The sequence below is a fragment of the Donghicola tyrosinivorans genome (assembly GCF_003003355.1).
GTDB classification, from domain to species: Bacteria; Pseudomonadota; Alphaproteobacteria; order Rhodobacterales; family Rhodobacteraceae; genus Donghicola; species Donghicola tyrosinivorans.
On sequence record NZ_PVTQ01000002.1, the window covers coordinates 365463 to 382127 of the forward strand.

The 16665-nt window shown below is 60.8% G+C and carries 20 protein-coding genes; 11 read left to right on the plus strand and 9 right to left on the minus strand.

Going from position 1 to position 16665, the window contains the following annotated elements; translation table 11 throughout:
- The first annotated feature begins 3 nt into the window (after positions 1-3).
- Positions 4-1221, plus strand: a complete 1218-nt coding sequence (locus CLV74_RS04285; protein ID WP_106262980.1) for a DUF1501 domain-containing protein — start codon at positions 4-6, stop codon at positions 1219-1221.
- Here the strand turns inward: CLV74_RS04285 and CLV74_RS04290 are convergent.
- A complete protein-coding gene (locus tag CLV74_RS04290; protein WP_106262981.1) occupies positions 1218-1985 on the minus strand; it encodes a response regulator in 768 nt (255 codons plus the stop codon). The two genes, CLV74_RS04285 and CLV74_RS04290, sit on opposite strands and share 4 nt — an antisense overlap.
- Before the next feature lie 162 nt (positions 1986-2147).
- Here CLV74_RS04290 and mce point away from each other — a divergent pair, with 162 nt between their 5' ends.
- Together mce and CLV74_RS04300 are read left to right on the plus strand one after the other, a co-directional pair.
- Complete coding sequence (mce, locus tag CLV74_RS04295; protein ID WP_106262982.1) at positions 2148-2552, plus strand: methylmalonyl-CoA epimerase; 405 nt, start codon at positions 2148-2150, stop codon at positions 2550-2552.
- 1 nt (position 2553) lies between these two features.
- Positions 2554-2850 (plus strand): DUF1467 family protein, encoded by a 297-nt coding sequence (locus CLV74_RS04300; protein ID WP_106262983.1) that lies wholly within the window; start codon positions 2554-2556, stop codon positions 2848-2850.
- Between the two features lie 101 nt (positions 2851-2951).
- On the opposite strand, the gene CLV74_RS04305 is transcribed toward CLV74_RS04300, so the two are convergent.
- The 4 genes from CLV74_RS04305 to CLV74_RS04320 all read right to left on the minus strand — a co-directional run bounded on the left by CLV74_RS04305 (position 2952) and on the right by CLV74_RS04320 (position 6661).
- Positions 2952-4064 carry a hypothetical protein gene (locus CLV74_RS04305; protein ID WP_106262984.1) on the minus strand — a complete coding sequence of 371 codons (1113 nt, stop codon included), beginning with the start codon at positions 4062-4064 and terminating at the stop codon, positions 2952-2954.
- 164 nt (positions 4065-4228) lie between these two features.
- Positions 4229-4921 carry an EI24 domain-containing protein gene (locus CLV74_RS04310; protein WP_106262985.1) on the minus strand — a complete coding sequence of 231 codons (693 nt, stop codon included), beginning with the start codon at positions 4919-4921 and terminating at the stop codon, positions 4229-4231.
- Entirely contained in the window at positions 4918-5496 is a 579-nt protein-coding gene (locus CLV74_RS04315; protein ID WP_106262986.1) for a nitroreductase family protein, read from the minus strand. Before CLV74_RS04315 ends, CLV74_RS04310 begins: the two co-directional genes overlap by 4 nt.
- A gap of 58 nt (positions 5497-5554) precedes the next feature.
- Positions 5555-6661 carry a class II histone deacetylase gene (locus tag CLV74_RS04320; RefSeq protein ID WP_106262987.1) on the minus strand — a complete coding sequence of 369 codons (1107 nt, stop codon included), beginning with the start codon at positions 6659-6661 and terminating at the stop codon, positions 5555-5557.
- A gap of 70 nt (positions 6662-6731) precedes the next feature.
- On the opposite strand from CLV74_RS04320, the gene CLV74_RS04325 reads away from it, so the two are divergent.
- On the plus strand, positions 6732-6986 hold the full coding sequence (locus CLV74_RS04325) for a DUF167 domain-containing protein (RefSeq protein WP_106262988.1): 255 nt from the start codon (positions 6732-6734) through the stop codon (positions 6984-6986).
- Positions 6987-6992: 6 nt separating this feature from the next.
- Here the strand turns inward: CLV74_RS04325 and CLV74_RS04330 are convergent, their stop codons facing one another.
- Positions 6993-7232 (minus strand): hypothetical protein, encoded by a 240-nt coding sequence (locus CLV74_RS04330; RefSeq protein ID WP_106262989.1) that lies wholly within the window; start codon positions 7230-7232, stop codon positions 6993-6995.
- Positions 7233-7576: 344 nt separating this feature from the next.
- Between CLV74_RS04330 and CLV74_RS04335 the strand changes: the two genes are divergently transcribed.
- The 3 genes from CLV74_RS04335 (at position 7577) to CLV74_RS04345 (ending at position 8988) form a co-directional block, all read left to right on the plus strand.
- Complete coding sequence (locus CLV74_RS04335) at positions 7577-8278, plus strand: M48 family metallopeptidase (protein WP_245888462.1); 702 nt, start codon at positions 7577-7579, stop codon at positions 8276-8278.
- A gap of 68 nt (positions 8279-8346) precedes the next feature.
- Entirely contained in the window at positions 8347-8601 is a 255-nt protein-coding gene (locus CLV74_RS04340; RefSeq protein ID WP_106262991.1) for a DUF6455 family protein, read from the plus strand.
- Between the two features lie 33 nt (positions 8602-8634).
- Positions 8635-8988, plus strand: coding sequence for a YigZ family protein (locus tag CLV74_RS04345; RefSeq protein ID WP_106262992.1), 354 nt, complete (start codon positions 8635-8637; stop codon positions 8986-8988).
- Positions 8989-8996: 8 nt separating this feature from the next.
- Here the strand turns inward: CLV74_RS04345 and CLV74_RS04350 are convergent, their stop codons facing one another.
- The 3 genes from CLV74_RS04350 to CLV74_RS04360 form a co-directional block, all read right to left on the minus strand.
- Positions 8997-9554 (minus strand): GNAT family N-acetyltransferase, encoded by a 558-nt coding sequence (locus CLV74_RS04350; RefSeq protein WP_106262993.1) that lies wholly within the window; start codon positions 9552-9554, stop codon positions 8997-8999.
- Positions 9555-9582: 28 nt separating this feature from the next.
- Positions 9583-10959 (minus strand): 30S ribosomal protein S12 methylthiotransferase RimO, encoded by a 1377-nt coding sequence (gene rimO, locus CLV74_RS04355; protein ID WP_106262994.1) that lies wholly within the window; start codon positions 10957-10959, stop codon positions 9583-9585.
- Positions 10960-11116: 157 nt separating this feature from the next.
- Positions 11117-11704 (minus strand): GcrA family cell cycle regulator, encoded by a 588-nt coding sequence (locus CLV74_RS04360; protein WP_106262995.1) that lies wholly within the window; start codon positions 11702-11704, stop codon positions 11117-11119.
- 127 nt (positions 11705-11831) lie between these two features.
- On the opposite strand from CLV74_RS04360, the gene CLV74_RS04365 reads away from it, so the two are divergent.
- The 4 genes from CLV74_RS04365 (at position 11832) to gndA (ending at position 16596) form a co-directional block, all read left to right on the plus strand.
- Positions 11832-12635: an ABC transporter permease gene (locus CLV74_RS04365; RefSeq protein ID WP_106263090.1), complete on the plus strand. Its 804-nt coding sequence runs from the start codon at positions 11832-11834 to the stop codon at positions 12633-12635.
- A gap of 252 nt (positions 12636-12887) precedes the next feature.
- The gene (locus CLV74_RS04370; RefSeq protein ID WP_106262996.1) at positions 12888-14069 is read left to right on the plus strand and encodes an aspartate aminotransferase family protein; all 1182 of its coding nucleotides are present in this window, start codon (positions 12888-12890) and stop codon (positions 14067-14069) included.
- A gap of 91 nt (positions 14070-14160) precedes the next feature.
- Positions 14161-15087 carry an ornithine carbamoyltransferase gene (argF, locus tag CLV74_RS04375; RefSeq protein WP_106262997.1) on the plus strand — a complete coding sequence of 309 codons (927 nt, stop codon included), beginning with the start codon at positions 14161-14163 and terminating at the stop codon, positions 15085-15087.
- Positions 15088-15180: 93 nt separating this feature from the next.
- Positions 15181-16596 (plus strand): NADP-dependent phosphogluconate dehydrogenase, encoded by a 1416-nt coding sequence (gene gndA, locus CLV74_RS04380; protein WP_106262998.1) that lies wholly within the window; start codon positions 15181-15183, stop codon positions 16594-16596.
- Positions 16597-16665: the final 69 nt, after the last annotated feature.

Consider the following 16665-nt stretch of genomic DNA (forward strand, 5'->3'; position numbering starts at 1 on the left):
CCCATGCAGCGGCGTGATTTTCTGATCCGGTCTTTGGCTTTGGGGTGTTCGGCTGCGGCCTCGCCCATGTTGACGCCGGTGGCCTTCGCCGAGGCCCCGTGGGAGGGCCGCTTGGTGGTGATCATCCTGCGCGGCGCGATGGACGGGCTGGACGCGGTGCGCCCCTATGGGGACGCCGAATTTGCCAAGCTGCGCGGCAAGTTGGCTGGCCCCAATGTGGGCGAGGCCGATTTGGAGGGGTTCTACGGCTTGCACCCCGCTTTGGAGCCGTTGCGGCCCTTGTGGAACGCGGGGTCTTTGGGATTTGCCCATGCGGTCAGCACCCCCTATCGGGACAAGCGTAGCCACTTTGACGGGCAGGATCTGTTGGAGGCTGGCACCGTTGGTCTGTCAGGCGAAGGGGCGCGGGACGGCTGGTTGAACCGGCTGTTGCAGGCGGTTCCGGGCGTTAGTGGCAAGACGGCCTTTGCCCTTGAGCGGGACCAGATGCTGCTGTTGCGGGGCAAGGCGCCGGTCAATACGTGGACGCCCGAATCCGATCTGAACATCAGCCCGCAGGCGCAGCGCTTGATCGAGTTGGTGCATCATGACGATCCCCTGTTCAGTGGCGCGGTGGCCGATGCGATCGGCATCGCCGACAGTTTGGAGTTGATCGACAACCCGATGACAGCTTTGGAGGCGCAACAATTGGTTCGGGAGCGCGCCAAGGAAGTGGGGGGCAGCAAGGGCCATCTGCTGCTGGCCAGTTTCGCTGCGGCCCGTCTGCGGGAAGAGGCGCGGATTGCGGCCTTTAGCCTGAACGGTTGGGACACCCATCGCCGGCAAGAGAAGGGGATCAAAGGGGCCTTGGGACGTTTGTCAGAGGTGATCGGCACCTTGCATCAGGAACTTGGGCCAGAGGTCTGGGGCAAGACCACAGTGCTGGCGATGACCGAATTCGGCCGGACGGCGCGGATCAACGGGACCGAAGGTACAGATCACGGCACCGGCAGTGCGATGGTAATGGCGGGTGGCGCTTTGCGGGGTGGGCAAGTCTGGTCGGACTGGCCGGGCCTGGCGGAAGCGGACCTTTATGCGGGGCGCGATCTTATGCCCACGCGGGATGTGCGGGCCCATGCGGCTTGGGCGCTGAGGGGGATGTTCGGGATCGAGCAGGCCGTTTTGGAGCGGGACGTCTTTCCCGGTCTGGATATGGGCAGCGATCCCCGTCTGATCCTTTAACGGGCGGCAAGGTGGTGGACATTGCGTGTGGCGTAATGTGAGATCACCTGCTGTGGCGGTTGCCCGTTACTAAGCCGGTCGTGCAGCACTGCTGCAAGGCGGGCGGTCAAAGCGCCGGAGGCCAGCCCACCGGCGCGGGCCTCTTGCAGGTCTTGCGTGGCTTGGGCCAGATCGTTGTCACCGGTGCTGCTGCACAGGGACGACAGGAATTGCAGGGCGTAGTTCAGCTTATGTTCCGAACGGTTGGTGCTGTCTTCCAGCATCATGGCGATATGTTGCAGATCGTCGTGAAAGGCGAGAGCGTCGGGATGCACGGTTTCCTCATTGATGGTACGTGGGCCAGAGGGGTGGCGATCCTCAGGCAAATGGGCCAGCAGGGTTTCCTGGAACATGGCCAGCGAGTTCAGGGGCTTGTGCAGAAACGCCGTGGCCCCGGCGGCCAGCGCCACCGGTTCGGCCGAAGGATCGCCCGAGAGGCCGATGATGATCGGGTCACTGTCGTCATTCGCCATATCGGCCATCAACTCGATCCCCGATCCGTCAGGCAGGCCCACATCGATCACCAGCACCTCGGGCCGGTAGATCGCCAGATGGCGGCGGGCGGACATCAGGCTGTCGGCGCGGCGGATGCGGGCGCCAGAGCGCAGGCACATCAGGCGCATCGCCTCACAGACAAAGCGGCTGTCTTCGACCAGCAGGACGGTCAGGCCGGTCAGCGGGCGCAGGGGCGTAGGGCGGGGCACATAGGCTTTGTAGTCGGACATCACAGATCTCCTGTGGGTGGCGAAAGGCAGTCTCTCAAGCAGATGATTCCCACCCTACGCCCGCATGGATAACGGGCGGTTAACAGCCTGCGACCTTGGCGGCGCTTGCTTGTGCTGCGCTGCGGCGCGATAAGTAGGGCAACCATTATGAGGAGACGCGAAATGATCGGACGTTTGAACCACGTCGCTATTGCCGTGCCGGACCTTGAGGCCGCCGCAGAACAGTACCGCAGCGCGCTGGGTGCCAAGGTTGGCGCCCCGCAGGACGAACCGGACCACGGCGTGACCGTGATCTTTATCGAATTGCCGAACACCAAGATCGAGCTACTCTACCCGCTGGGTGAAAACAGCCCGATCAACGGCTTTCTGGAAAAGAACCCCTCTGGCGGCATTCACCATGTCTGCTATGAGGTGGATGACATTATCGCGGCCCGCGATCATCTGAAAGAAACCGGCGCACGGGTTCTGGGCAACGGAGAGCCCAAGATCGGCGCCCACGGCAAGCCTGTGTTGTTCCTGCATCCCAAGGACTTTAACGGCTGTCTGGTAGAACTGGAGCAAGTCTGACATGTCGATCACCGCAGCTTTCGTCCTTTACGCGGTAATCTGGTTCATGACCCTTTTCATCACGCTGCCTTTGCGTCTGAAGACCCAAGGCGACGTGGGCGAGGTTGTGCCCGGAACCCACGCAGGCGCGCCGGCCAATTTCAAGGCCAAACGCACCGCGTGGGTGGTGACCCTTTGGGCCACGCCGATCTGGGCGATCATGGCAGCGGTGATCCTGTTCAGCGGCCTGTCCATCCGCGAGATGGACCCTTGGAAATCCTTCCGCCCGCAGCCTTTGCAGGTTGAACAAAGCCAGTAAGTCCCACTTGAACACGTCTTTCAGGGTCCTTTATCGACCGCAGAATGTCTGCGGTCGATTTTTATTTGTGAGTGGCCGATCTCGCGCCAGTGGTCGGGCCTTTACATGGCGTCCAGACGGCGCTGGTGCAGGAACTCCGGCCAACGCTGCTCTTCGTTCATGAGCAGTTCGTTGATCATAAGGGCTGCCAATCGCAGGCTTCGAATCTCGGACTTGGTGAAGACTTGCTGGGCGGTCGAGGGCTGAGCCGTTTCACATGCGTTATCCAACCCTTCTTGCAAGGCGGTTTGCATAAGGGGGCTGCCGCCAAAGTAAGTGGCATCAAGTTCGCGAGCATCCTCCAGATAGAATGCATGCACCCGTTCCGCCAGTGATCGATGCATCTGGATTTTGGTCGCGGTCCGCGATTTCGGCAGCTTTTCAGTCAGGCGCATAAGGGTCCAGCCATAGGCGTGGTGGAACCCGCGCGTTCTTTTCCGCAGCTGTTTGTGAAGGAATTTAACCCGCAATAGATCCTCTAGCGAAAGAGATTCGTTCTGGTTGTCGACCTCTGCCACCGCGATCTGGGGGGCGTCTAGGGTGGACATGAACAGATCGTTGATCAACGACCCGCCTTGCATTTCAGAGCGGATGCTGGGGCGGACAATGAAATTATCGCCGAAGACTTTCCGCCATTTGGCCAAGTCAGGGGCAAAGAGGAAAATTCCGGATTCTGTGCATTGTTGGAAATAGGTTTCCATATCGTCGGTGCACGCGCCGATCTTGGTGGTTTCGGTGAAAGAGGACACAGTGCGTTGCAAATGCGGGCGCACATAGCAGATTACTTTGACCACATCGAACATTGTGGCGAAGTAGGTGTTCACCAATTTTCTAAGGTGAGATGGCGAAAAGTGCTCAAAATCCTCAGCCGAGATGACGCAGATCCGGTTGTCGGTATTCGCAAAGTTCTGCCGCATGCCATTGGCGAGTTCGAGGAAATACTGATGACCTACGCTTGCCTTATTGGTCTCTTTCACAATTTCCTTGCCGTGGCGCACAAGATGGTTGTGGGTCAGAGCGGCGCCATAGAAGGGGGCTATTCCATTGATTTTAACCTGCTCTAGTGCGAGGGCGTGCTGTACGGATGTGGAGCCGGTTTTGTGGTGACCGATGTGAATGATCAGGGTGCGGGGCTGAGACTTAGAAGTTGCCTCATGCAGAACACTAAGCTGCATATTCGAAAATGATCCTCAACAAAAAACGAAACATGATGAACCTGCAAAAGGCTTATCACAAAATGATTGTGTGAGAGGATTACTAATTCAATCTTAAGGCGAAAAAAACAAAAACCCGCAAAGCAGCGCTGCCTTGCGGGTTTTCGTTTTTGGCTCGGTTACACTTAGCGCGGCAGGCGGTGCAGCAGGTGGGTGAAGACCGCTGCGCCCATGATCGGCACCAGCAAGTTCACCAGCGGGATCGACAGGGGTAGGGCCATCAGGCCGCCCGCCAGCCACAGGGTCAGAGCGTTGCGGCGGCGCATTTTGCGCATGTCTGCGCGGTCCATGCGACGGATCGCGGCCATCTGGAAGTATTCGCGGCTAAGCAAGAACCCGTTCAGGCCCCAGAAGATCAGCGGCGCGAAGGGGGCAAAAATCAAGTACAGCACCAGTGCGGCAAGGTTGGCCAGCACGATGACGCCCAGAAAACGCAGGCTTTCCGCGATGTTCTGGCCCAAGGGCACGCGATAGGGGGCGGACAGGCCGGGGTAGTGTCGATCCTCGACCGCGTCAGCCACGTCATCCAGAAAGATGCCCGTCATTGCCGAGGCCACAGGCACCATCAGGAAGGTGGACAGCAGCAGCATCAGCGGGACCGAGCCCCAAGACACGACGTTATCCACCCAAGTTACGGTACCGATAAAGGGCAGTGTGACGGAATCCCCCAGCATCCAAGTGACGGTCCACATGAGGATCGCGTAGACGCCGAACAGCAGGGCAACGGCAAGGCCGACCCCCAGCGCAAGAACGCGCTGGAAGCGGCGGTCGCTCATCTGTCCCAAGGTCAGGGACAGGGCCTTGAAAATCTGGCTCATTCGCTGATCCAGGTGGTGATCTGGTCCAGATCGGGGCGCGGGCGGTCGGGGGTCTCTGCCGAAGGGGTGCCGATGTGGATCACGCCCGCCACGGTCTCATGGGCGGCAAGGCCGAAGACCTCTTCGCGGAACTGTTTGTCATGGCTGAACCAGTTCGAAACCCAGTTCGCGCCAAAGCCCATCGCCATCGCGGCATTGACCAGCGACAGGCAGACGGCTCCGGTCGAGTAGGTCTGTTCAATCGCGGGAACCTTGTCGCTGTCCTTGGGGCTTTCCACCACGACCACCGCGAGGGGGCTGTTGCCATAGACACCGACGGGCTTGTCGATCTTGGCTTGTTCAATCCCCAGTTCGGGGCCGCGCTTGGCGATGGCCTGCGCGACGCGTTCCAGCGCGGCCTTTTCCAGTACCACAAAACGCCAAGGCTCCAGCTTGCCATGATCGGGGCTGCGGGCGGCGGCGGTCAGAATGGTGGTCAGCTGGTCGCGGTCGGGCGCAGGGGCCTTCAGGGCGGGAATGGGGGTGCTGCGGCGGGTCAGCAGGAAATCAAGGGCGGCTTGGTTCGCTTCGGTCATGGGAAAATCCTGAATTATTCCCTACCTATGTCGATAAACCGCCCCCGTTTTTCAACCCTTAGCGCAGGATGTGCGCGGCCATATCGTGGATTTCGGCCTCGACCATGGCATCATGTCGCGGACCGGGCTGGCGGGCCATGTAGGTCTCGGCCAGCGGGTCGGGGGCAGAGATGGCGCTGCCTGACATCTCTTCCAGAACGGCGTGGCCGCAGAAGGGCACGTAGAATTCCGAGTAGCCGCCTTCGTGGGCCATCATCAGGCGGCCTTCGCAATGTTCCTCTGCGGCCTCCATCAGGCTGCGGGTCATCAGACGGTAGGTTTCGGCGGTGCACATCATGCGCGACAGAGGATCGACGATGGCCGCGTCAAAGCCGCAGGCGACGATGATCACATCAGGGCGGAAGTCATCCAGCGCAGGGCGCACGATCTGCTCGAAAGCATAGAGATAGCCGTGATGGCCGGTGCCGGGGGGCAGGGGGATGTTGATGTTGTAGCCTTCACCGGGACCTGCGCCGGTGTCGGTATAGGCGCCGGTGTCCTCGGGGTAGTTGCGGTCCTGGTGCAGGCTGATGGTCAGCACATCGGGGCGGTCGTAGAAAATCGCCTCGGTCCCGTTGCCGTGGTGGACGTCCCAGTCGATGACGGCGACGCGGCCCACCATGCCTTCGGCCAAGGCTGCCTCAACCGCGATGGCCACATTCGCAAGGATGCAAAAGCCGTTGGGGTGATCGGGCAGGGCGTGGTGACCGGGGGGGCGCGACAGGGCGTAGGCGTTGGCGCATTGGCCTGTCAGGACAGAGAACAGCGCCCCGCGCACCAGACCCGCCGATTGGGCGCAAATCTCGAACCCGCCGGGGCCGAAGGGGGCCTGCTCGCCAATCTCGCCGCCGCCCGAATCAGAGAGGCGCTTGAATTCATGCAGGAAGGTTTCGGGGTGAACGCGTAGCATTTCCTCCCATGTGACGGGATCGGCGCTGCTGACACGCAGCTCTTTTGACAGGCCGGTGCGGTCAATCAGGTTCTTGAGGCGGCGCTTGGTTTCGGGGGCTTCGGGCAGGCCACCCGCCACCAGAGGCTGGACCAGACCGCCCACGGGATAGGTAAAGGCATAGTGCCCGCCTCCGTGCCAGAAACAGGATTCGTCCCAGAAAAAGCCGGTTGCCATGATTGCGCTCTCCCTCTTGTCATTGACGGGCAGACTAGGCGCGGGCGCGGGGCAGTGCTAGAGGGCAATCATGTCGAAAACCGATCTGACCCACCTGAGCGCCACTGGCACCGAGATCGCCGTGCGTGTCACGCCCAAAGCCTCGCGCAATGCGATCAAAGAGGAAGACGGTGTGCTGCGGGTCTATGTGACCACGGTGCCAGAAGACGGCAAGGCCAACGCCGCCGTGGTCAAGCTGCTGTCCAAAGCAGTGGGCGTGCCAAAGTCGCGTCTGGATCTGGTGCGGGGTCACACCAGTCGGGACAAGGTGTTTCTTGTCCTCTAGGGCCGCTTAAGCGTCTACCTCGCGAAGGGCGTAGACACCTTCAGGCAAATCAAGGGCCGCGCCAAGGTCGCGCAACTGGGACATGGAGAAGGTGACAGTCATGACCTGATCTGTCCGAGGGTCCAGTTGTTCGATCGTGATGCAGTCTTCGAATGCGTTGATGGTGATGTCTTCTTGCAGATAGGATTGCCCCTCATCCACCAGAGTGACGACCGTCGCATCAAATTCATGCTCTATACTAAACATATGACTACGATACCGCATTGCTGCCATCTGGCAAGTTAATTGCTGCGCTGCCGCATGTAGTGGGCATCCGATCCGCAGGCGTAGTTCGTATTCTGTCGATAAAGTGCCGCTATTCAATAGAAATTTCGGATTAAATCGAGCGAGGAATGCTGCAATGCAGCATTCCGGGCGCAGCAATTGGGGCGCATTCTAGGGGAATCGCGCTGGATTATTGGGGGCGCGGGCAGGCCATTCTGTTGCTGTGCTGCACTGCTGCGGCGCAGAACACGGTGCGAATTTTTTGCCTCTGGTAGTGTGCGGCGGGACAGGTCATCTTGGGACCCATGAGATCTTTATTTGTGTTCATGGTCCTAGGCTTGCTGGCAGGCTGCTCGGTTCCGATGTCAAACTTTCCTGCGCCTACGGGTGCGCCCTCTGCTCCGCCTGCGGATCCGGCCCTAGAGGCGCGGGCCGAGGCGGTGGCCCGACGCTTTGTCGCTGTGGTGGATCAGGTCGAGCCGGTGGCCGAAAACATCTGCCGCAATGAGATCGGCCTGCGCAAATGTGATTTCCGGATCATGGTGGATGCGGATCCCCATTCTCCGCCGAACGCCTTTCAGACCGAAGACAACTGGGGCCGTCCGGTGATCGTCTTTACCGTGGCGCTGATTGCCGATGCGCGGAACGAGGACGAGTTGGCCTTTGTTCTGGGTCATGAAACAGCGCACCACCTGATGGGGCATATCGACCGTTCGAACCAGTCCGCGCAGGCGGGGGCTTTGATCTTTGGCAATCTGGCCTCGGCCAGCGGTCTGAAGGATCAGGATCTGGAAGAGGCGGTCAATCTGGGTGCCCAGTTCGGCGCACGGTTCTATGCCAAGGACTATGAGCTTGAGGCCGATCGCCTTGGGACCTTGATCACCTATCGCGCGGGCTTTGATCCGGTGCGCGGGGCCGAGTTCTTTGGCCGTATTCCCGATCCCGGAGACAAGTTCCTTGGCACGCACCCGCCGAACTCGGAGCGTATCCGTGTTGTGCGTGAAGCCGCCGCAGAATTGGGTGTTTGATTCAGATCAACGCTGCAAAGGGGCAAACCTGTTGGACTTGGACCAGATCCAACCAAAAGGGTGCCCCCATGACTGTGAACCAACGCTTTGACCATCACGCCAAACTGTTCGCCACCATGGCCGACACGCTGGGGGTGGACCTGACCGAGAAAATGCAGCGCGGCGAAGTCGACTCTGAAGACCTGCGCATGATGGTTCACAAATGCACCGGATGCACCAACCCCTGCGACTGTGTAGGTTGGCTGGCCGATAATGCAGAGGGCGCTCAGGTTGCCCCGTCGTACTGCCGCAACGGCGATGAACTGTTGTCCATGAAAGACTAGGGTTTCGGTCTGGCCCCTGCTAAGGCGGGGGTTATGAAACAGCTAGAGAATGTCGTCAGCGACCGCGGCTCGAAATACGCGGTCACCGGAGGTCCGGCCCGCAACAAGGCCGAGGCCGAAGCTTTGATCACAGAGTTGAAACGCGTGAAGAAATACGCGAAAGCGACCCATAACACATGGGCGCTGCTGCCGTCGGACGGCGAACCCCTGAAAAACGATGACGGTGAGAGCGGCGCAGGCATGGTTATCCTGCGCATGCTGGAACGGGACGAGGTCTTTGACACCGTGATCGTGGTCACCCGCTGGTACGGGGGCAAGCATCTGGGTGGCGATCGGTTTCGCCACGTCCAGACTTGTGTGCGTGAATGGATCGACGCCTTTGCCTAAGCGGTGACTTAGGCGGTGGCGTAGATCACCTGTTGCGCACCAAAGCGCAGCAACCTGTCGATTTCATGCATCCCCAGCGCCTCAAGCAACCTGACAGAACGGAGGTTGGATTGCTGGGTCTCGGCGATGACGCGGGGCAGGGCAGCTTGGTGTAGCACGGCCGAGACGGCCTCTTGCCCGTAACCTCGGCCCCACGCGGCGGGGTGGAACTGGTAAGATACTTCCATATCCGTGCCGTCACTGTGGGGGGTCAGATAGACCAGCCCCAGACGCTTGCCCTGTCTGGCCTTCGCCATCCACAGGCCGCTGCCTTCGGGGGGCGAAAGATAGCTCTGGGCCCGCGCCATAGCGCATCGGTGGCTGAGTGGGCCACCTAAGAAGCGACGGGTATAGCGGTTGCGCAGCAGTCGATAGATGAACAACAGATCGCCATGAACTGGCGGTTGCAGAATGAGCCGATCTGTTTCTAGGTGCTTTGAAAAGTCCATGAAAATATAGCCGGTCGTTGTGAATACGACCAGCCTAGGAACAGAATCAGCACCTGTCTTGCAAAAATGAAAGACCATCGTTGCGTCGGCGGACTTTCGCGAGTCCTCAGGATTTCAGCGCGCCCCAGAGGTCATATTCACCGGCCTCGTCGACCTCGACCTTGACGATGTCGCCGACCGACAGGCCATCGGTGTTCTCATCGATAAAGAGGTTGCCGTCGATCTCTGGCGCATCGGCCCAAGTGCGGCAGGTGGCGATGCCGTCTTCGTCGATATCATCCACGATGACTTCCAGTGTCTTGCCCACCTTGGCGGCCAGTTTGGCCTCGGAGATCGCCTGCGCCTTCTCCATGAAACGGTCCCAGCGGTCCTGTTTGACCTCGGCAGGGACATGGTCGGGCAGATCGTTCGAGCGGGCACCCGCGACGTTTTCGTATTGGAAGCAGCCAACCCGATCCAACTGCGCCTCATCCAGCCAGTCCAGCAGGGTCTGGAACTCTTCGTCGGTCTCGCCGGGGTAGCCGACGATGAAGGTCGAACGCAGGGTGATATCGGGGCAGGTGTCGCGCCAAGCGGCGATCTCGTCCAGCGTTTTGGCAGCGGCAGCGGGGCGCGCCATGCGCTTCAGGGTCTCGGGGTGGGCGTGCTGGAAGGGGATATCCAGATAGGGCAGGATCAGCCCCTCGGCCATCAGCGGGATCAGGTTGCGCACATGGGGGTAGGGGTAGACGTAATGCAGACGCACCCACGCCCCGAGCGAGCCCAGATCACGGGCCAGATCGGTGATATGGGCGCGGTGGCCGCGATCTTCCGCGTGTTTGATATCGACACCATAGGCGCTGGTGTCCTGAGAGATCACCAGCAGCTCTTTCACGCCGCTTTCCACCAGCTTTTCCGCCTCACGCACCACCGCATGGGCGGGACGGCTGACCAGCTTGCCGCGCATGTCGGGGATGATGCAGAACTTGCACTTGTGATTGCAGCCTTCGGAAATCTTCAAATAGCTGTAATGGCGCGGGGTCAGTTTCACGCCGCTGGCGGGAAGCAGATCGACAAACGGATCGGGACTGGGCGGCACCGCGCCATGAACTGCATCCAGTACCTGCTCATATTGGTGGGGGCCGGTCACGGCCAGCACGTTGGGATGCTGTCCGGTGATATATTCAGGCTCGGCGCCCAAACAGCCGGTCACAATTACACGGCCATTCTCGTTCAACGCCTCGCCAATCGCCTCAAGTGATTCGGCCTTGGCCGAATCAAGGAACCCGCAGGTGTTCACAATCACCGCATCTGCGCCCGCGTAATCGGGGCTGATCGCATAGCCCTCGGCCCGCAGGCGGGTCAGGATGCGCTCGCTGTCCACCAGCGCCTTCGGGCAGCCCAAAGACACCATGCCGATGGTCGGCTGGCCGGGACGGGCTACGTCACGGATCTGCGCTTTGGGCGCAATGTCGGGGCGAAGGTTTGGCGGGTTCTGGCTCATGGCACATCCGATGGGCTGGAAGGAAAAGGGATCAGGGACGCCGCGCGGCAGGATCGCCCCCTAGATAGCACAAAGGACAAGAGCCGCGCCCCTGTCCTTCTTTATTGCATAAATACTCACGTCTCAGGCCGCGCCAGACGCACGGCAATGGACGTGATCAGCGGCGACGGTCCCGCTTGTTGTTCACGGGCTGGAACGCCACGCCTACATGGGCCTCGCAGTAGGGTTTGCCTTGCTGAACCGGCAGACCGCAGAACCAGAAATCAGGGGTCGCAGGGTCGCCAACAGGCCATTTACAAGTGCGTTCGGTCAGATCCATCAGTGTCAGCTTCTTGGCCTTCTTCTCGATCTCGCTGACCTTTGCCAGCGCCTCAGCCGAGATTTCGTTGGCCGAGGGCTGCGGCGGCAGGGGCTGACCTGCGGGGATGATCGCCTTGCGGGCAGGGGTCGGCACAGGGCGCGGCTCGGGGGCCGGCGCAGCCTCGGCCTTCACGGGCTCGGGCTTGGGTGCGGGCTTGGGTTTGGGCTCTGCCTTGGGCTTGGGCGCGGCAGCCTTCGCCTCGGTCTGGGGCGATGCGGCCGAGCTATTCGCAGCAGCGGTACGGTTCGACAGGCCAAGACGGTGTACTTTGCCGATCACGGCGTTACGGGTCACACCGCCAAGCTCTTTGGCAATCTGGCTGGCGGACTGTCCTTCGCCCCACATTTTTTTCAGCAGTTCGACGCGTTCATCGGTCCAGGACATACACTCTTCCTTGATGGTCAAAGGCGGCCCCGCAATGGCGGCCGCCTTGGAGAAATTTGTCAGTGCCCTATTCTAATCATCCGTGGCCGCGTTACAAGGCGGGCAACGCAACTTAAGGATCAACATGATGCCCGAGAGCCGAGAAATGGGAGAGCGCCGCTTTGGCCGCGTCAACTGGCTAGGCCTGATGACCTTGGCAGAACGCGAATGCCGCCGCTTCCTGACTGTCTGGAACCAGACTCTTGCCGCGCCCATCGTGACCGCGGGTCTTTTCCTGACAATTTTCGCTATCGCCATCGGACCCACCCGCGGCGAGGTCATGGGCGTGCCCTTCGTCAACTTTATCGCGCCGGGCATCCTGATGATGACGGTGATCCAGAACGCTTTTGCCAATGTCTCCAGCTCGATCGTCAGCGCCAAGGTGCAGGGCAATATCGTGGATACCCTCATGCCGCCCCTTTCCGCCGGAGAGCTGGTCCTGGGCTATCTGGCAGGGGGCATCGTGCGGGGCTTTCTGGTGGCCATCGTGATTGCGGTAGCCATCTTGATGTTCCTTGGCACAGGCTTGCAGCATCCGCTGGCCGCTATCGCCTTTATTATCGTGGGCTCTGCCTTCATGGGCGGTCTTGGCATGGTTGCCGCTGTCTACGCGCAGAAATTCGACCAGATCGCAGCCATCACCAATTTTATCGTGACCCCGCTGGCGTTCCTGTCGGGCACCTTCTACTCGGTCGAGGCGATGCCCCCCGTCCTTTATGAAATCACCCACCTCAACCCGATCTTCTATCTGATCGACGGGGTGCGCTGGTCGGTTCTGGGGGTCTCGGACAGCAATCCGCTGTTCGGCTTCTGCTTCGGACTGGTCGCCGCGATTGCCGTGAACCTGACCGCATGGTGGATGTTCCGCACAGGCTACCGTCTCAAGGCGTAAACCCCGCCAGAATCACCTTCCTTTTTGCTCTGCCGGAGTGTATCTCCCAAGGCATGATGACCTTGACTGCATATGCTCCGGCTTTTGCCACCCGACGCCGACGCGCTACCCGCGCGTAACCGGCCTGCGGGCCATGTGCGCCTGTCATCTCGCGTGCCAACTGGTACGAACTTCTTACAAACACCCCCTAAATCGTTGACTTGAGCGGCCCGAGAGGCCACCAAAGCCATCTATCCCATAAGGAAGAGAGTCATGATCCCATCGGTTTTGCCCACCTATAACCGCGCTCCCCTGTCGTTCGTCAAAGGCGAAGGCAGCTGGCTGTTTGAGGCGGACGGGCGACGCTTTCTGGATCTGGGCGCAGGGATTGCGGTAAACGCGCTGGGGCACGCCAACCCCGAACTGGCCAGCACCCTGAAAGCGCAGGCCGACACCCTGTGGCATGTCTCGAACCTCTATAACATTCCCCAGCAGCAGGAACTGGCCGACCGTCTGGTCGCGGCCACCTTCGCGGACACTGTGTTCTTTACCAACTCGGGCACCGAAAGCTGTGAACTGGCAGTGAAGATGGCCCGCAAATACTGGTACGACAAAGGCCAGCCCGAGCGGACCACGATCATTACCTTCGACGGCAGCTTCCATGGCCGCTCGTCCGCGGGCATCGCTGCGGCTGGCAGTGAAAAGATGACCAAAGGCTTCGCGCCCCTGCTGCCCGGCTTCCGCCACCTGAAATTCGGTGATCATGATGCGCTGAAAGAGGCGATGAAAGCCCCCGATGTGGCCGCCATCCTCATCGAGCCCGTGCAGGGTGAAGGCGGCATCCGTCCGCTGCCCGAGGTTTGCCTCAAAGGCATCCGTGCCGTCTGCGATGAAACCGGCGCCCTGATGATGCTGGATGAGGTTCAGTGCGGCGTGGGCCGGACCGGCAAACTCTTCGCCCATGAATGGGCAGGGGTCACGCCGGATGTAATGATGGTCGCCAAAGGCATCGGCGGCGGCTTCCCTCTAGGCGCCGTTCTGGCCACCGAAGAGGCGGCCAGCGGCATGACCGCAGGCACCCATGGCTCGACTTACGGCGGCAACCCGCTGGGCTGCGCTGTGGGCAACAAAGTCATGCAGATTGTCAGCGATCCTGCTTTCCTTGATGGGGTGAACGCCAAGGCCAACCGCTTCCGTCAGGGGCTTGAGGCGCTGGTTGACCAGCACCCGACCGTCTTTGAATCCGTCCGTGGTCTGGGCCTGATGATCGGCATCAAATGCAAGGCCCTGAACACCGATGTGGTCAAGGCAGGCTATGACGCTGGGATCCTCACGGTGCCCGCTGGCGACAACGTCCTGCGCCTTCTGCCAGCCCTGAACATTCCGGACGAAGATATCACTGAATCTCTCGCCCGCCTCGAACAGGCCGCAACCGCACTGGAACAGAAAAGCTAAGCCCTTTCATCTTGGTGAAAATACCTCGGGGGAGGCCGCAGCGCGGCCGGGGGCAGCGCCCCCAAGACCCCGACAGCCGAAAGATAAGACGATGAAACACTTCCTTGATATCCACTCGACCGATCAGGCCGACCTTCAGGCGATGCTGGACAACGCCGCTGCCATGAAAGCTGCCCGCGCTGGCCGCCCCAAAGGCGCGGCTGATGACGAACAGCCCCTTGCAGGCCGCATGGTTGCGCTGATTTTCGAAAAGCCCTCGACCCGGACCCGCGTAAGCTTTGACGTGGGCGTGCGCCAGATGGGCGGTCAGACCATGGTGCTTTCAGGCAAGGACATGCAATTGGGTCATGGCGAGACCATCGCCGACACCGCCCGCGTGCTGTCGCGCTATGTGGACCTGATCATGCTGCGCACCTTTGACGAATCGGTGCTTTACGAGATGGCCGAATACGCCTCGGTGCCGGTGATCAACGGTTTGACGGACCGGACTCACCCCTGTCAGATCATGGCGGACATGCAGACTTGGCGCGAACATCGCGGCGATGTGACTGGCAAGAAAGTGGTCTGGTCGGGCGACGGCAACAACGTCTGCGCCTCAATGTTGCACGCGGCTGGCCAGTTCGGGTTCAACATGACCTTCACCGGCCCGCGCCAGCTGGACCCCGAGGCCGAGTGGATCGAATACGCCCGCTCCAAAGGCTCGACCATCGAGATCGAGCGTGATCCCTTCAAAGCGGTTGAGGGTGCCGATCTGGTGGTCACCGACACGTGGGTTAGTATGCACGATAGCCAGTCCACCAAAGAGCGTCGCCACAACCTGCTGCGTTACTATCAGGTCAATGCCGATCTGATGAAGCACGCCAAAGAAGACGCTCTCTTCATGCACTGTCTGCCTGCCCACCGCGGTGAGGAAGTCACCAGCGAGGTCATGGACGGCCCGCAAAGCGTGATCTTTGATGAGGCCGAGAACCGTCTTCATGCGCAAAAAGCCGTGATGCGCTGGTGTCTCGAGGTCTGATCCTGACCTGACTGCACAGCCATCCTGCACGAATCGCGGTTGATGTTCGCGCTAACGCCGTTAGATGTAACGCGAACATCACAGGAGTTTCGGATGGCTGACGCACAGAAAATCGGTATGATCGGGCTTGGCACTATGGGCAGCGCACTGGCGTTGAACCTTGCCGAAAAGGGTGCCCATGTTGTGGTTCAGAACCGCACAGAGGCCCGTGTTCCTGAATTCATCTCCGAGGCTGGCGCGCTTGCCTCGAACCTTGAAGGCGCGGGCGATCTGGCTGATCTGGTGGCCCGCCTGCCTGAGCCTCGTTTCATCATTCTGATGACCCCCGCCGGTGCCGCCACCGACGCGATGATCGACGATCTAAAGCCGCTGCTGTCGGCGGGTGACACGTTGATCGACGCGGGCAACAGCGATTTCCACGACACCCGCCGCCGGACCGAGCAGCTGGAAGAAGCTGGCTTCAAGTTCCTTGGCATGGGTGTCTCGGGCGGGGAAGAAGGTGCGCGTCACGGCCCCAGCATCATGGTCGGCGGCACGGCAGATGCCTATGCCCCTGTGAAGGGCATTATCGAAGCGATCGCCGCCAAGTTCGAAGACGCGCCCTGCGCGGCCCATCTGGGGCCGGATGGCGCAGGCCATTTTGTCAAAACTGTTCACAACGGCATCGAATATGCGGACATGCAGATGATCGCCGAGGTTTACGGCCTTCTGTGCGATGCCGGTTGGGATGCACCCAAAATCGGTACTCTGTTCGGGGAATGGGGCAAGTGCAATCTGGGCTCATATCTGGTTGAAGTGACCGAGGCGGTCCTTCTGGCCACCGACCCCGAGACCGGCAAGCCCATGGTTGATGTGATCATGGACAAGGCGGGTCAGAAAGGCACTGGCCGCTGGACCGTGATCGAGGCCCTGAAGCTGGGTCAATCCGCCACCACTATCGAGGCCGCCGTGGCTGCGCGGTCGTGGTCGGCCGAGCCCGCCGTGCGTGCCGCTGGCGAAGCTGCGCTGGACCCTGCGGGTCTGGCGAAGGTGGAGGTTTCGGCCGAAGATCTGAAAGAGGCTTTCCTCGCCGCCCGTATCCTGGCCTACGCGCAGGGCTTCCGCGTCTTGCAGGCAGCATCCGAGACCTATGCTTGGGATCTGGATATGGCCCGCGTCGCGGAGATCTGGCGGGCGGGTTGCATCATTCGCAGCGTGTTGCTGGACGAAATCAGCAGCGCCCACCGCGCAGGTCTTCCCGAGGGGCAATTGTATCTGGCGGAAGGTCTGCGTCAGAAGGTGATTGCGGGTCTACCCGCCCTGCGCCGTGTGGTCTCGGGTGCGGCCCTGTCGGGCCGTCCGGTGCCCGCCTTGGCAAGCGCCCTGTCGTTCATCGATACCATGCGTCTTGGCCGCGGCACCACGAACCTGATTCAAGCACAGCGCGATTACTTCGGTGCCCACGGGTTCGAACGCGTGGACAGCGACGCGAAGGGTCTGCACGGTCCTTGGGCCGGTCACGGGATGTAAAGCGGGTAGGGGGCTCTGCCCCCGGCCTGCGGCCTCCCCCGAGGTATTTTGCCAAGATGAAAGCAGCGC